Source organism: Albimonas marina, assembly GCF_029223255.1.
GTDB lineage: Bacteria > Pseudomonadota > Alphaproteobacteria > Rhodobacterales > Rhodobacteraceae > Albimonas.
Window position 1 is genome coordinate 345,583 of record NZ_JARHUC010000001.1, and the last position, 13,698, is coordinate 359,280.

At 73.1% G+C, this 13,698-nt stretch carries 13 protein-coding genes and 1 tRNA gene; 5 read left to right on the plus strand and 9 right to left on the minus strand.

Features of this window, described 5'->3' with window-relative positions:
• Window positions 1-18 precede the first annotated feature (18 nt).
• The gene (locus tag P2H44_RS01565; protein WP_275761657.1) at window positions 19-402 is read left to right on the plus strand and encodes an antitoxin Xre-like helix-turn-helix domain-containing protein; all 384 of its coding nucleotides are present in this window, start codon (window positions 19-21) and stop codon (window positions 400-402) included.
• A complete protein-coding gene (locus P2H44_RS01570) occupies window positions 362-1,135 on the plus strand; it encodes an RES family NAD+ phosphorylase (protein WP_275761658.1) in 774 nt (257 codons plus the stop codon). Before P2H44_RS01565 ends, P2H44_RS01570 begins: the two co-directional genes overlap by 41 nt.
• A gap of 31 nt (window positions 1,136-1,166) precedes the next feature.
• On the opposite strand, the gene leuD is transcribed toward P2H44_RS01570, so the two are convergent.
• The 9 genes from leuD to rtcR all read right to left on the minus strand — a co-directional run bounded on the left by leuD (window position 1,167) and on the right by rtcR (window position 10,131).
• Complete coding sequence (gene leuD / locus P2H44_RS01575; protein ID WP_275761659.1) at window positions 1,167-1,784, minus strand: 3-isopropylmalate dehydratase small subunit; 618 nt, start codon at window positions 1,782-1,784, stop codon at window positions 1,167-1,169.
• Window positions 1,785-1,795: 11 nt separating this feature from the next.
• A complete protein-coding gene (leuC, locus tag P2H44_RS01580; protein WP_275761661.1) occupies window positions 1,796-3,199 on the minus strand; it encodes a 3-isopropylmalate dehydratase large subunit in 1,404 nt (467 codons plus the stop codon).
• 77 nt (window positions 3,200-3,276) lie between these two features.
• Window positions 3,277-4,158 (minus strand): isocitrate lyase/PEP mutase family protein, encoded by an 882-nt coding sequence (locus tag P2H44_RS01585; protein WP_275761662.1) that lies wholly within the window; start codon window positions 4,156-4,158, stop codon window positions 3,277-3,279.
• Window positions 4,155-4,961, minus strand: a complete 807-nt coding sequence (locus P2H44_RS01590; RefSeq protein WP_275761663.1) for a GntR family transcriptional regulator — start codon at window positions 4,959-4,961, stop codon at window positions 4,155-4,157. The genes P2H44_RS01585 and P2H44_RS01590 overlap by 4 nt, the downstream gene beginning before the upstream one ends.
• Window positions 4,958-5,770, minus strand: coding sequence for an ABC transporter permease (locus tag P2H44_RS01595; RefSeq protein WP_275761664.1), 813 nt, complete (start codon window positions 5,768-5,770; stop codon window positions 4,958-4,960). The genes P2H44_RS01590 and P2H44_RS01595 overlap by 4 nt, the downstream gene beginning before the upstream one ends.
• Window positions 5,767-6,516: an ABC transporter permease gene (locus P2H44_RS01600; RefSeq protein WP_275761665.1), complete on the minus strand. Its 750-nt coding sequence runs from the start codon at window positions 6,514-6,516 to the stop codon at window positions 5,767-5,769. The genes P2H44_RS01595 and P2H44_RS01600 overlap by 4 nt, the downstream gene beginning before the upstream one ends.
• Window positions 6,513-7,388, minus strand: coding sequence for an ABC transporter ATP-binding protein (locus P2H44_RS01605; RefSeq protein ID WP_275761667.1), 876 nt, complete (start codon window positions 7,386-7,388; stop codon window positions 6,513-6,515). Before P2H44_RS01605 ends, P2H44_RS01600 begins: the two co-directional genes overlap by 4 nt.
• Complete coding sequence (locus P2H44_RS01610) at window positions 7,385-8,368, minus strand: ABC transporter substrate-binding protein (protein WP_275761668.1); 984 nt, start codon at window positions 8,366-8,368, stop codon at window positions 7,385-7,387. The genes P2H44_RS01605 and P2H44_RS01610 overlap by 4 nt, the downstream gene beginning before the upstream one ends.
• Window positions 8,369-8,562: 194 nt before the next feature.
• On the minus strand, window positions 8,563-10,131 hold the full coding sequence (gene rtcR, locus P2H44_RS01615) for an RNA repair transcriptional activator RtcR (protein WP_275761669.1): 1,569 nt from the start codon (window positions 10,129-10,131) through the stop codon (window positions 8,563-8,565).
• A gap of 178 nt (window positions 10,132-10,309) precedes the next feature.
• Here rtcR and P2H44_RS01620 point away from each other — a divergent pair, with 178 nt between their 5' ends.
• From P2H44_RS01620 to P2H44_RS01630, 3 genes are all read left to right on the plus strand, one after another.
• Window positions 10,310-11,878 (plus strand): vWA domain-containing protein, encoded by a 1,569-nt coding sequence (locus tag P2H44_RS01620; RefSeq protein WP_275761670.1) that lies wholly within the window; start codon window positions 10,310-10,312, stop codon window positions 11,876-11,878.
• 137 nt (window positions 11,879-12,015) lie between these two features.
• Window positions 12,016-12,157, plus strand: a tRNA-OTHER gene (locus tag P2H44_RS01625).
• A gap of 78 nt (window positions 12,158-12,235) precedes the next feature.
• Complete coding sequence (locus P2H44_RS01630) at window positions 12,236-13,654, plus strand: RtcB family protein (RefSeq protein WP_275761672.1); 1,419 nt, start codon at window positions 12,236-12,238, stop codon at window positions 13,652-13,654.
• Window positions 13,655-13,698 lie beyond the last annotated feature (44 nt).

Genomic DNA, 13,698 nt, shown 5'->3' on the forward strand with positions numbered 1-13,698 from the left:
ATGCCGGAGGAGGGTCCGATGACCCTGCTGCAAGACGCCGTCTCGCCTGCGCCCGATCCCGGCGCGGTGCTCGCCAAGGCCGTGCTGCGCGCGGCGGCCCGGCTGGGCGTCACCCACGACCAGCTCGCGCGGGTGATCGGCGTCTCGCCCTCCACCGTCTCGCGCCTGAAGTCCGGCGCGGCGCGGCTGGAGCGGGACCAGAAGTCCTTCGAGCTCGCGGCCCTCTTCGTGCGCCTGTTCCGCTCCCTCGACGCCATCGCCGGCGGGGACGAGGCGGCCGCCCGCGCCTGGCTGCGGGCCGAGAACCTCGCGCTCGGCGCACCGCCGATCGAGCGCATCCTGACCGTCGCGGGGCTGGTGGATGTCGTCGACTACCTGGACGCCCGACGCGCTCCGATCTGAGGCGCGCCCGCTGAGGGCGACCGCCTGGCGGATGGTCGAGGCGCAGCACGTCGTCTCGACCCTGAAGCTGGTCGACACGCTGGCCGAGCAGGCGGCGCTGGAAGCCCTGCTGGAGGAGACCAAGCCCCCCGTCCCGCCCGAGTGCGAGGGGCTCGACTACCTGCTCGCCACCCCGTTCCGCTACAAGAGCTATCCCCACGGCTCCCGCTTCCGCCGGGCCGGCCGCACGCCGGGGGTGTTCTACGCCGCCGACCGCCCGGAGACGGCGATGGCCGAGATGGCCTTCTACCGCCTGCTGTTCTTCGTGGTGGAGAGCCCGGCCTCTCCCCTGCCCGACGCGCCCGCCGATTTCACCGCCTTCGCCGTCCCCGCCGCGACCGAGGCGAGCCTCGACCTGCGCACGGGCGCGCTCGCCGCCGACGCGGCGCTGTGGACCGACCCGGTCGACTACGCCGCCTGCCAGGCGCTGGCCGACGCCGCGCGCGAGGCGGGGGTGGAGGCGATCCGCTACGCCTCGGTCCGCGATCCGGCGGGGGGCGGCGCGCTCGCCCTACTGACCTGCCGCGCCTTCGCGAAGCCCGCGCCGACGCGGCGGGAAAGCTGGAAGATGCGCGTCATCCGGACCGGCGTGCAGGCCCTGCGCGAAAGCCCCTCGCTGCGCATCGACCTGCCCCTGTCGGCCTTCCTGGGCGACCCGAGGCTCGCCGCCGCGGTCTCGGCCGGCGGCGCCTAGATCCGGCCGCGCCTGGCCGAGCGCCGCCCGCTCAGGCGGGAAGCCGGTCCAGCCAGCGCCGCTCCTGCGCCTGGCGCGCCTCGAAGGCGGCGATCTCCGGGCCGTGGCCGAGGGTCAGGTCGATGACGTCGACCCCGCGCAGCAGGCAGTCGCGGCGGAAGCCGTCCACCTCGAACCGGTCTACCACGCCGTCGGGGCCGGCGATCTCGCCCCGGTGCAGGTCGATGGCGATCTCCGCCTCCGGGTCCGCGGCCAGCAGGGCCAGCAGCGCCTCGATCCGCTCCGCGGGCAGGCGCACGGGCAGGGCGCCGTTCTGGAAGCAGTTGTTGAAGAAGATGTCCCCGAAGCTGGGGGCCACGAAGGCGCGGAAGCCGTTGTCGATCAGCGTGGTGACCGCCGACTCGCGCGACGAGCCGCAGCCGAAGTTGCGCCCCGCCACCAGGATGCGGGCGCCCGCGCGGGCGGGGTCGTTCATCGGGAAGTCCGGCTTCGGCCGCCCCTGCGCGTCCAGCCGCAGGTCGTGAAAGCAGGCCTCCACCTGCTCGGCCCGCGGGCGGGCGAGGAAGCGGGCCGGGATGATCTGGTCGGTGTCGACGTTGGCCAGCGGCAGCGGCAGCGCCCGGGCGCGCAGGGTCGTGAAGGGCTCCATCCCCGGTCTCCTCAGCCCAGCATCCGGCGGACGTCGGCGAAGCGGCCCTCGACCGCCGCGGCCGCCGCCATGGCGGGGCTGACCAGGTGCGTGCGCACCCCCGGCCCCTGCCGCCCCTGGAAATTGCGGTTGGTGGTCGAGGCGACGCGTTCCCCCGGCCGGCCGACGTCGCCGTTCATGCCCACGCACATCGAGCAGCCCGGCTCGCGCCACTCGAAGCCCGCGTCGCGGAACACGACGTCCAGCCCCTCGGCCTCCGCCTGCGCCTTCACCAGGCCCGAGCCGGGCACCACCCAGGCCGGCCGCGCCGCCTTGCGGCCGCGGACCACGCGGGCGGCCTCGCGCAGGTCCTCGATGCGGCTGTTGGTGCAGGAGCCGATGAAGACGCGGTCCACCTCGATCCCCTCGATCGGGGCGCCGGGAGTCAGGCCCATGTAGTCGAGCGTGCGCGCCATCCCCTCGCGCGCCGCGGCGGTGGGGGCGGCGGCGGGGTCGGGCACGCGCCCGTCCACCGGGCTCGCGTCCTCGGGGCTGACGCCCCAGGTCACCATGGGGGGGAGGGAGGCGGCGTCGATCCGCGCCTCGCGGTCGAATACGGCGTCCGGGTCGGAGGCGAGGCCGCGCCAGTGCGCCTCGGCCAGGTCCCAGTCGTCGCCCTGCGGGGCGAAGGGGCGGCCGCGCAGATAGGCGAAGGTCGTCTCGTCCGGGGCGACCATGCCGGCGCGGGCGCCGGCCTCGATCGACATGTTGCACAGCGTCAGCCGGCCCTCGATCGAGAGCTCGCGCACCGCCTGGCCCGCGTACTCGATCACGTGGCCCGCGCCGCCGCCCGCCCCGATGGCCGCGATCATCGCCAGCGCCAGGTCCTTGGCGGTCACCCCGTCGGCCGCGCGGCCGTCGAAGGTCACGCGCATCGCCTTCGGGCGGCGCTGCCACAGGCACTGCGTCGCCATCACGTGCGCCACCTCCGACTGCCCCACGCCGAAGGCCAGCGCCCCCAGCGCGCCGTGGGTCGAGGTGTGGCTGTCCCCGCAGACCATGGTCAGCCCGGGCTGGGTCACGCCCTGCTCGGGCCCCACGACATGGGCGATCCCCTGCCGCGGGTCGCCCAGGTCGAACAGGGTGAAGCCGTGCCGATCGGCGTTGGCGGTCATCTGCGACAGCGCCCGCCGGCGCAGCGGCTCGACCAGGGCCGCGGCGGCGCCGCCGGCCGAGGCCACGAAATGGTCGGGCGTCCCGAAGGAGCGGTCGGGCCGCCGCAGCGGCAGCCCCTTCTCGTGCAGCTTGGCGAAGCAGCCGCCCGAGCCGTCGTGCATCAGGTGCCGGTCGATGTAGAGCAGCGTGTAGCCGTCGTCTCGCTCGACCACGGCGTGGCTGTCCCAGATCCGGTCCAGCAGGGTTCGCGGGGCGGTCATCGTCTTCCTCCCGAGGGGCGTCTGCGCGCCCGTTCTCATGGGAACCGGGGGGGCCGCGGCGGCCCGCCCGGGGGGCCTTATTCGGCCGCGGTGCGCTCGGCCCCGTCGGCGGGGTCGCGGAAGGCGGTGCGGCGCGCGTCCCACTCGGCCGCGTCGAAGCGCGCGAACAGCGCCCCGGGCGAGGAGCGGTTGGGCGGGAAGCGGTCCTCCGCCAGGTCCCGCAGCAGGCGGTCGCAGCTCTCGAAGATGCCGCGCAGCAGCAGGCCCGGCACGATCGAGACGGCGAAGCCCATCGCCTGCGCGTCCTTGATCGAGACGTCGGGGCTCTTGCCGCCGCGGACCATGTTCAGAAGGCAGGGGCCGTCGATGCGCCGCGGGATCTCGGCCACCTCCTCCATCGACTGGGGGGCCTCGACGAAGATCAGGTCGGCGCCGGCCTGCCGGGCGAGGTTGCCGCGCGCGATCGCCTCCTCGAACCCGGCCGGGCCGCGGGCGTCGGTGCGCGCGATGATGGTGAACTCCTCCGAGCGGCGGGCGGCGGCGGCGGCGCGGATCTTGGCGGCGAAATCCTCGCGGCTCGCCAGCTCCTTGTCGTCGAGGTGGCCGCATTTCTTGGGGAAGGCCTGGTCCTCGATATGGATCGCGGCGACGCCGGCGCGCTCGAACTCCTGCACGGTGCGCCAGACGTTCAGCTCGTTGCCGTAGCCGGTGTCCGCGTCCGAGATCAGCGGCAGGTCCGAGGCGTCGACGATCCGCCGGGCGTTGGCGACCATCTCGGTCATCGTGATCAGCCCGTAGTCCGGGTATCCCAGCGCCATCGAGGTGCCGGCCCCGGTCATGTAGACCGCCGGGAAGCCCGCCGCCGCCACCATGCGGCCGGTGATGCCGTCGATCGCCCCGGGGGCGACGATCATCTCGTCCTTCGCCAGCAGGGCGCGGAAATTCGCGGCGTGGGTCATGGGTTTCGCTCCTTCGGAGGGCGGACGGACCCCGCCGGGGTCATCGACCCCTCCAGCGTGTCCATCCCCAGGTCGTAGCGCAGGCGCATCCGGTCGGGCGGGGCCAGCATCTCGAGGTATTCGACCGCCCGCCCGTCGCGGGCGATCATCAGGCAGCGCAGGTCGATCAGCGCCGCCCCCACCGGCACCCCCAGCCGCGAGGCGGCCAGCGGATCGGCCAGCGCCGCGGAGACGAGCTGGCGGGTCGCCGTCACCTCCGCGCCCGCGCGCTTGAGGAGGGCGTGCAGGGGCTGCTCGCCCAGTTCGGTCTCGGTCCAGGTCCGCCCCAGCGCCTCGGGCACCCAGGAGGTCAGGATGCCGAACGGCGCCCCGTCCTGGGAGCGCAGGCGCACCGCGCGCTGCACCGGCGCCTCGGCCCCGCGCCACAGCCGCTCGCGGGCGAAGCCGCGGGCCTCGACGTAGTCGAACTCCAGCACCTTCGCGACGGTCTCGGCGCCCATGGCGATGATGTTGTCCACGATCGAGCCGCCCGAGGCGTTCAGCGGATAGCCCAGGCCCCGCACCCGGGTGCGCCGGCCGGCGCCGCGCTCGATCATCCCCTGTTCGTGGAGCGAGGACATCGCCCGCCGAACGGTGATCCGCGACACGCCGTAAAGCTCGGTCAGCCGCTCCTCGGTGGGCAGGGCGTCGCCCTCGGCGTAGCGGCCCGAGGCGATGGCGTCGGCCAGCACCAGGTAGAGCTGGTGGTGCAGCGGCGCCCCCAGGCCCCGGTCCAGCGCGAAGGCGCCGTCGTCCTCGCTCATGCGCCCGTCCCCGCGGGGGCGGCGCCCCGGCGCAGGCGCCGGTCGATCGCCAGCAGCCCCATGTTGGCCGCCACCGCGAAGACCGAGATCAGCACCGCCACGGCCAGGATCGTCTCGACGTCATGCAGGTCGATCGCCTTCATCAGCAGGAAGCCCAGCCCCCGCTGGGAGGCGAAGAGCTCCCCCAGCATCGAGCCGAGCAGGGTCAGCGAGAAGCCCAGCCGCAGGCCCGCGAAGACCTCCGGCAGGGCGGCGGGCAGCAGCACGTGGCGGGCCCGCTGGGCGGGGCTCAGCCGCAGGGCGCGGGCGGTGCGGATCTGCACCGCGGGGATGTTGCGCACCGCGTTCAGGGTGAACAGCGCCACGGGGATGATCCCGTGGAAGGCGCCGAAGGCCACCTTGGCCTGCATCCCCAGCCCGAACAGCAGCAGGATCACCGGGTAGAGCGTGACCTTGGGGATGGAATAGAGCGTGACCAGCACCGGCTCCGCCGCCTCCCCCGCCAGCCGGCTGCCGCCGAGCCCCAGCCCGATCAGCACGCCGCCCATCCAGGCGATCAGCAGCGCCTGGCCGAAGGCCATCGCGGTTTCGGCGAGATGCGGCAGGAAGCGGGCCTGGCCGACCATCTCGACCAGGTGCGCCAGCGTCGGCGCCGGCGCGGTGATCGCCACGTCGCCGGCCAACTCATGCGCCAGCTGCCACAGGACGAGGATCGCGACGGTCACCAGCGCGGGCCCTCGCAGGGCGACGAGCAGCGCGCGCCCGGGGCGCTCCCCCGCCGGCGCTGGGGGTTCGGCGACGGCGCTCACAGGCCCCTCCGTTTCAGCATCCGGCGCTCCCAGGCGAAGACGGTCATGTTGAAGGTCGTCACCAGCGCCAGCACGATCAGGATCAGCGCGTACATGCGCCGGTTGTTGAAGTTGTCGTAGGCGTAGGCGATCTCGTGCCCGATGCCCTCGGTCGACATGATGAACTCTCCGGCGATCACGCCGATGAAGGAATAGGCCACCGCCAGCTTCAGCCCCGACAGGATGTGCGGCGCGGCCGCGGGCAGGCGCACGCGCCAGATCTCCTCGACGAGCGACAGGCGGTGGACCCGCGCCGTGCGCGCCAGGACAGAGGGCACCCGGTCCAGCCCCGCCATGGTGGCGAGGATCATCGCCACCATCGCGAACAGCGTCGCCAGCACGATCAGCGGCGTGCGCCCCAGCCCGAAGATCACGATCAGCAGCGGATAGAAGGCGATGTGCGGGATCGAGTAGTAGGAGGCGAGGAACGGCGACACCGCCCGGCGCAGCGGCGGCACGCGGGTCAGCGCGAAGCCCGTGCAGAACCCGCCCACGATCGCCACGACCATGGCGATCGCCACCGCCTCGACGGTGACGCCGAAGTGGCGCCAGAACTCGGCGTCGCCCAGCGCCTCCACCGCGCCCGCGACCATGGCCGAGGGCGCGACCACCATCGTCGGCGGGATCGCGCCCGTCCGGCAGGCGAGCTCCAGCCCGCCGACCGCGCCCGCCAGCACCACCGTGCGCAGGATCGCGGCCGGGGTCATCGCGCGAACCCCGCCGGCGCCTGCGCGCCCTGGCCCAGCGCGCGCAGGGACTCGCCGCGCAGGAGCGTCCACAGGCGCGAGGTGACGGCGCCGAACTCCGCCCGCTCGGCGAGGCTCGAATCCCGCTCCCGGTCCCAGCCGGTCTCGACCACCTCGATGAAGCGGCCGGGGCGGGCGGACATCACGCCGATGCGGTCCGACAGCAGGTTCGCCTCGTCCAGCGCATGGGTGATCAGCATCACCGTCGCGCCGGTCTCGCGCCACAGGCGCAGCAGCTCGTCGCCCATCAGCAGGCGGGTCTGCTGGTCCAGCGCGCCGAAGGGCTCGTCCAGCAGGATCAGGCGGGGCTGCATCACCAGGGTGCGCGCGATGCACACGCGCTGGCGCATGCCGCCCGACAGCTGGCTGGGATAGGCGCGGCGGAAGTCGCGCAGGCCCATGAAGCCCAGCGCGAAATCCACCCGCCGCCGGACCTCTCCCGCCTCGACCCCCTCGCGGCGCAGGCCGAAGGCGACATTGTCCTCGACCGACAGCCAGGGGAAGGAGGCGTCCTCCTGGAACACCACGCCCACCCCGTCGGGCACCCGGCCCGCGATGCGCGCGCCCTCGAACTCCACCGTCCCCTCTGTGGGGGGCGAGAGGCCGGCGAGCACGTCCAGCAGCGTGGACTTCCCGCAGCCCGAGGGGCCCACGACCGAGAAGAACTCGCCCTGGCGCAGATCCAGGTCGATCGGGCCCAGCGCATGAACGTCCGGCCCGCCGGAGCGGCCGGCATAGACCCGCGTCACCCCGCGCAGCCGGGCGTGCGCCGCCGCCGTCGCCCCCGCCTGCGGCGGGGGCGGGGCGACGTCGGCCAGGGCCGTGACGCTCACTGGATCGCCTTTCCGTCGACGAAGCTCTCGTCGACGTAGCCGCTCCAGTCCAAGGGCAGCTCCACCAGGTCGACGGCGGCCATCATCTTGGCCATGCCGTCCATCGCCTCGTAGTCGAAGGCGCCCGGCTTCCACCAGTGATCGGTCATGCCGCGGATGTTGGATATGGCCGCGGCCACGATCTCCGGCTCCATCCCGTAGGCCTTGGCGATCAGCTGCGCCGCCTCCTCGGGGTGGTCGTAGATGAACTGCACGCCCTTGGCGCGGGCCGCGATGATGGCGCGGATGTCGTCGGGACGCTTGGCGAGCATGTCCTCGGTGACGATCCCCACGGTCGAGGCCGAGTAGGGCACCAGCGCGTTCATCCAGGGCAGCTTCTGGTAGGCCGTGCCCTCCGCCGCCTTCTTGGCGAAGATCGGCTCGGGGATGATCGCCACGTCGATCTCGTTCTGCTCCAGCGCCGTCAGCCCGGCCGAGAAGCCGCCGATGGCCACCATCTTCACGTCGTCCGGCGTCAGGCCGGCGTTGTCGACGATGCCCAGGAAGATCGCCTCGGACACCGACTTGGGCCGCGAGTAGACCAGCCGCTTGCCCTTCAGGTCCTCGACGTTCTCCAGCTTCTCGCCGTTGCGGGTGACCAGGTGGGCCGAGCTGCCCGAGGTTCCCATCATCACGATGCGGATCGGGAAGCCCTCCTTGATCGCCGAGACGGCGGCGGGCAGGGCGACTTCGGCGAAGGGCGTTTCGCCGGCCATCATGTTGCGCACCGAGGTGCCGCCGCCCTTCGAGGTGAGGATGCCGGTCACGTCGACGCCGGCCTCCTCGAAATACCCCTTCTCCATCGCGATGGCGTAGGGCGCGCCGTACATCAGCGACCCGTAGTGGGTGACCACGATGTCCTCGGCCTGCGCGGGGCCCGCGGCGGTCAGCCCGGCCCAGGCCAGCGCCAGGGCGCCGGCCAGCGTTCTCGTCAGAGTCATCGTCTCCTCCCTTGGAGCGTACGGTCGTGGCGTCGACCGAATCATTATGTTGTTATGACATTAGGTCATTGCCCCGCCGCGACGTCAAAGCCTTTGCCCCTGCCGCCGGTCGGCGGCGGGGAGGCGAGCGGCGGAGGCCGCCGACGGTCCCCGGTGGATCGGAAGAGCGCGCCGCAGGCCCGCTTCGGCGGCGGTCAGCCCGCGACCGCGTCCCAGTCCAGCCCATGCCGCGCGAGGTACTTGCGCAGCCGATCCGCATCGTTGGTCGAGCTGCGCCGCGCGCGGGAGGCCGCGAACAGCCGCCGGCCGGCCTCGCTCAGGCTGGGCGCGCCGCGGCAGGCGCGGATCACCTCGGCGAGCTGCACACGGTCGAACGGGTCGATCTCCGCCGCCGCCTCGCCCAGCACATCCGCCAGCAGGCGCAGGTCCGCATCCGGCGCGGCGCGGGCCCAGGTCGCGCGGAGGCGGGCGATCTCCTCCTCGACCAGCGCGCGGGTGACTCGGCCCCGCGGGGCCAGCGTCGACAGCCGCAGGACCGAGGCGCCGAAGTCCCGGAAGTTCCCCGGCCAGGGCGTGCCGGGATCGCGGGCGAAGCGCAGGAACGTGGCCCGCGCATCGGCGTTGAAGCCCACGCGCGCGCCCAGCGCCCGCTCGACCCGCGCAAGCTCGAAGGCGAGGTTCGGCTCGATGTCGTCGCGGCGGTCCCGCAGCGGCGGCAGGGTGAAGCGCCACAGGTCCAGCCGCGCGAGCAGGTCCGGTCGGAACCGGCCCTCGGCCACCAGCGAGGCGAGGTCGCGGTTCGCCCCCGCGATGACATGGAAGCGGCTGGTCGCGGGCTGGTCGGCGCCCAGCGGATAGAAGCTCCCCGTCTCGATCGCGTGCAGCAGCACCGCCTGCTCCCGCGGGCCCAGCTCGTCGATCTCGTCGAGGAAAAGCACCCCGCCGTTCGCCTCGCGCAGCAGGCCGTTGCGCTCGCCGGCCTGCGCGCCGCCCTGCCCGCGGCGCTGGCCGAACAGGGTCGAAAGCGCCGTCGCCTCCGACAGGGTCGCGCAGTTGATCTGCACGAACTTCCCCTTCACGCGCCGCCGCTCCCGCTTCAGCTCGTAGATCCGCCGGGCGAGCTCGGACTTGCCCGTCCCCGTCTCCCCCAGCAGCAGGATCGGCGCGTCGGAGCCGGTGGCGGCCAGCTCGATGCGGTCGATCAGCAGGTTGAAGGCGGGGTCGCGCGTCTCGATCCCGCCCTTGAGCTGGTCGGAATGCTCCCGCGCCAGCAGGTCGAACCGTTGCTGGAGTGCGTCGTAGCGGCTGAGGTCGAGGTCGATCACGGCCATCGAGCCCTCGGTCTCGGTCGCGCGCGGGGGCGAGGTCTGGATCAGGCGGGCGGGGACGTGCCGGCTCTCGGTCAGCAGGAACCAGCAGATCTGGGCGACATGGGTGCCGGTGGTGAGGTGGACGAAATAGCTCTCCCGATCCTCGTCGAAGCCGTAGCCGCGCGCGAAGTCGAACAGCTTCCCGTAGACCTCCTGGAAGTCCCAGGGATCGGCGAGGTCGAGACGCTGGAGCAGAACCTCGGTCTCGGGGGAGGCCGCCTCGATCTCGGCCTTCACCTGCACGGCGAGGCGGTTGTGGCGGTGGTCGTGCAGCAGTTCGATGCGGTCGACCTCGAACCCCTCCTGCGCGATCAGGCTCGGCGTCGGGCGCCAGCGCCGCTTCTTGCCGGCGTCGAGCTGCGTGCCGAGGAACCCGAGGACCACGTTGCGCATGACGCCTTATCCCATTCGATAAATCCCTATCTCTCCGGATCGTAATCGCGCGCCGTCGAATCGGCAACGCTGCGAAATCCGTCTAAAAATCAACAGCATGTTCGGATTCCCGATTTTCCTCGGTCGCCCCGCCGCCCCATGCGACACCTCTCCCCGTCAACAGAAGGACGAGAGAGAAATGGCGAACAGATCCGTGTTTGCCTCGACCAGAGGCCGGCTGTCCCCGAAGGCGGACGCCACGACCGCCCACGGGACGCCGGCCTATTCCTACGCCGCGCCCCACGCCCTGGCCCAGATGGCCGTGACCGGCAGCTTCGGGGGCGCCTACTACGCCAAGCCCGAGATGCAGCTCGACCGCGTGCTGTCGCTGGCTGGAGCCGTGGAGCCCGCGTTCCTGGCCCGCACGGCGATCCACGCGCGCCGGGTCGGGCGGATGAAGGACATGCCCGCGGTGCTGCTGGCGGTGCTGGCCTCCCGCGATCCGGCGCTGTTCCGCGCGGTCTTCGGGCGGGTGGTCGCCAACGGGCGGATGCTGCGCACGTTCGTGCAGATCCTCCGCTCGGGGCGCACCGGGCGGAAGTCGCTGGGCTCGGCCCCCAAGGCGATGGTGGCGGGGTGGCTGACCTCGGCCTCCGACCGCGCCCTGCTGGAGGCCGCGATCGGGACCTCGCCCTCGCTGAAGGACGTGATCCGCATGGTCCACCCCAAGCCCGACAGCCGGGAGCGGGAGGCGCTGTTCGCCTGGATCCTGGGCCGCCCGTGCGAGGCCGCGCGCCTGCCGCAGGCGGTGCGCGACTGGATCGCCTTCCAGGAGGCCGGGCCGCAGGCCTGGACCGGGCCGCTGCCGGAGGTGCCGTTCCAGATGCTGACCCAGGCGCCGCTGACGCAGGCGCAGTGGGCCGGGATCGCGCGGAACGGTTCCTGGCAGATGCTGCGCCAGGGGCTGAACATGCTGCTGCGCCACGGCGCCTTCGAGGATCCGGAGACGGTCGCGGCCGTCGCCGCCCGCCTCTCAGACCCCGAGCGGATCGAGGCGGCGGGGGCCCTGCCCTACCAACTGCTCGCCGCGATCGGCCATGTCGATCCGCGGATGCCGGGCGAGATCGTCGAGGCGCTGCACCTCGCGATGGATCACGCCGTCCGCCGGGCGCCTGCGCTGGAGGGCGCGGTCGTGGTCTGCCCCGACGTCTCGGCCTCGATGCTCGGGTCGGTGACGGGGGTGCGCAAGGGCGCGACCTCGGCGATGCGCCACGTGGACTTGGCGGGCCTGGTCGCGGCGGCGATCCTGCGGCGCAATCCGCGGGCCGAGGTTCTGCCCTTCGCCCGGGCGCTCCGCCCGATCCGGCTGGAGCCGCGGGACACGGTCGCCAGCAACGCGCGGCGGCTGGCGGAGATCGCGGGCGGCGGCACCGATTGCTCGGCCCCGCTGCGGGCGCTGAACGCCCGCGGGGCGCGGCCGGACCTGGTGGTGATGATCTCGGACAACCAGTCCTGGATCGACGCCGCCCACGCCGGGCGCGGCACGGCGACGATGACCGAATGGCTGGCGCTGCGCGCCCGCCATCCCTCGGCGAAGCTCGTCTGCATCGACATCGCCCCCTACGGGACGACGCAGGCGGCGGAGGTCGAGGGGGTGCTGAACGTCGGCGGCTTCTCCGACGCGGTGTTCGACCAGATCGGACGCTTCGCCCGGGGCGAGATGCACCCCGACCGCTGGATGGCCGAGATCGAGGCCATCGCGCTCTGAGACCAGCCCGGGCGGCGCGCCCGCCCGGGCGCATTCGGACGACACGGAGACGGCCTCGGCGAATGCCGCTGGAACTACAGTCATCACCTCGCGGGTTGCGGGTTCGAATCCCGCCGCGACGGCCCCCGGTCCCGACCGGGGCCTGCGCGTAGCTCAACGGTAGAGCAGCGGTTCCAGCACCCTCGTCGCCGAGGCCTTTTCGACCGCCGGGAGGAATGCCTGCGGGACTACATTGGACGCCGGTCCGCCGGCTGCCGGTTCGAGCCCGGCTACGCCCCGTTTCGGGGCGGGAGAGTCCCGCACCCTCTTGTCCTCCCGGCCTTCCGGCCGCTGATTTGAACGCAAAGGAATGGAAAGATGACCGTCTCGACGGCCGCCCCGATCGCCGGCCCCATCACCGGAGAGGACCTGAAGGCCTGGGGCCACCGCCCCGGCCCGCAGTTCCCGATGCTGCTTGCCAGGGCCGAGAGCCTGCAGGCCGAGGGGCTCGACGCCGAGGCCCTGCGCGCCGCGCTGGAGGCCGAGAAGCCCACGCCCCCCGTGAAGATCGAGCCCCGCGCCCCCGGCGCGCTCCCCTTCCACGAGCTGCTGGAGCCGTGCGACCCGGACGAGATGGACAACCTCGCCAAGGTCCGCGAGACGATGGTCGAGCTGATGCGCACCCCCACCCTCGAGGCCGGCGCGGTGATGCCCGACGCCTGCCCCGCGGGGCCGGTCGGCACGATCCCCGTGGGCGGCGTGGCCGCGGCGCGCAACGCGATCCATCCGGGCATGCACTCGGCCGACATCTGCTGCTCGCTGATGCTGACCGACCTCGGTCACGCGGACCCGGCGGCGGTGCTGGACGCAGCCCAGGCGATCACCCATTTCGGGCCCGGCGGACGGCCGCAGGGGCGGCGCTTCACCGTCTCGCTGAAGCTGCTGGACGCGTTCCGGGCGAACCCGTTCCTCGACCACCCCAAGGCGATCGAGACGGCGCAGGCGCACATGGGCACGCAGGGCGACGGGAACCACTTCCTGTTCGTCGGCCGCTCCCGCGCCACGGGGCGCACGGCGATGGTCACCCACCACGGCTCCCGCGGGCCGGGGGCGCTGCTCTACAAGCACGGGATGAGCGTGGCCGAGCGGTTCCGCAAGCGGCTCTCGCCCGGCACGGCGAAGCAGAACGCCTGGATCCCGGCGGACACGCCGGAGGGCGAGGCCTACTGGGAGGCGTTGCAGCTGATCCGCAAGTGGACCAAGGCCAACCACAACGCCCTCCACCAGGCGGTGGTCGAGGCGGTGCGGGCCGAGCCGGGGGAGCGGTACTGGAACGAGCACAACTTCGTCTTCCGGCGGAACGGGCTCTACCTGCACGGCAAGGGGGCGACGCCGGCCTGGGACGGCTACGCCGCCGACGCCACGGGGCGCACGCTGATCCCGCTGAACATGGCGGAGCCGGTGCTGGTGGTCCGCGGGCGCGACGACGGCCGGGGCCTGGGCTTCAGCCCGCACGGCGCCGGGCGCAACTTCTCGCGCTCCGAGCATCGTCGGCGGATGGCGGGGCGCACGGCCGAGGCGTTGCTGGCGGCCGAGACGCAGGGCCTCGACATCCGCTTCCACGCAGGCGGGGTCGACGTGTCGGAGCTGCCGTCGAGCTACAAGTCGGCCGCGACCGTGACCGCCCAGATCGAGCGCTTCGGCCTGGCGGAGATCGAGGACTTCATCGATCCCGTCGGCTGCCTGATGGCCGGCGACCTGCCCCCGTTCCGCGGCGGCCGCAAGACCCGGCGCTGAGCGCCGCCGCCGCCCTGCGAGGACGGCGGCGGATCGAGACGAAG

Bases quoted from the DNA above. Each gene is read 5' to 3' on its own strand.
- P2H44_RS01565 (WP_275761657.1), top strand. From the start codon at position 19: ATGACCCTGCTGCAAGACGCCGTCTCGCCTGCGCCCGATCCCGGCGCG.
- P2H44_RS01570 (WP_275761658.1), top strand. From the start codon at position 362: ATGTCGTCGACTACCTGGACGCCCGACGCGCTCCGATCTGAGGCGCGC.
- leuD (WP_275761659.1), bottom strand. From the start codon at position 1,784: ATGGAGCCCTTCACGACCCTGCGCGCCCGGGCGCTGCCGCTGCCGCTG.
- leuC (WP_275761661.1), bottom strand. From the start codon at position 3,199: ATGACCGCCCCGCGAACCCTGCTGGACCGGATCTGGGACAGCCACGCC.
- P2H44_RS01585 (WP_275761662.1), bottom strand. From the start codon at position 4,158: ATGACCCACGCCGCGAATTTCCGCGCCCTGCTGGCGAAGGACGAGATG.
- P2H44_RS01590 (WP_275761663.1), bottom strand. From the start codon at position 4,961: ATGAGCGAGGACGACGGCGCCTTCGCGCTGGACCGGGGCCTGGGGGCG.
- P2H44_RS01600 (WP_275761665.1), bottom strand. From the start codon at position 6,516: ATGACCCCGGCCGCGATCCTGCGCACGGTGGTGCTGGCGGGCGCGGTC.
- P2H44_RS01610 (WP_275761668.1), bottom strand. From the start codon at position 8,368: ATGACTCTGACGAGAACGCTGGCCGGCGCCCTGGCGCTGGCCTGGGCC.
- rtcR (WP_275761669.1), bottom strand. From the start codon at position 10,131: ATGCGCAACGTGGTCCTCGGGTTCCTCGGCACGCAGCTCGACGCCGGC.
- P2H44_RS01620 (WP_275761670.1), top strand. From the start codon at position 10,310: ATGGCGAACAGATCCGTGTTTGCCTCGACCAGAGGCCGGCTGTCCCCG.
- P2H44_RS01630 (WP_275761672.1), top strand. From the start codon at position 12,236: ATGACCGTCTCGACGGCCGCCCCGATCGCCGGCCCCATCACCGGAGAG.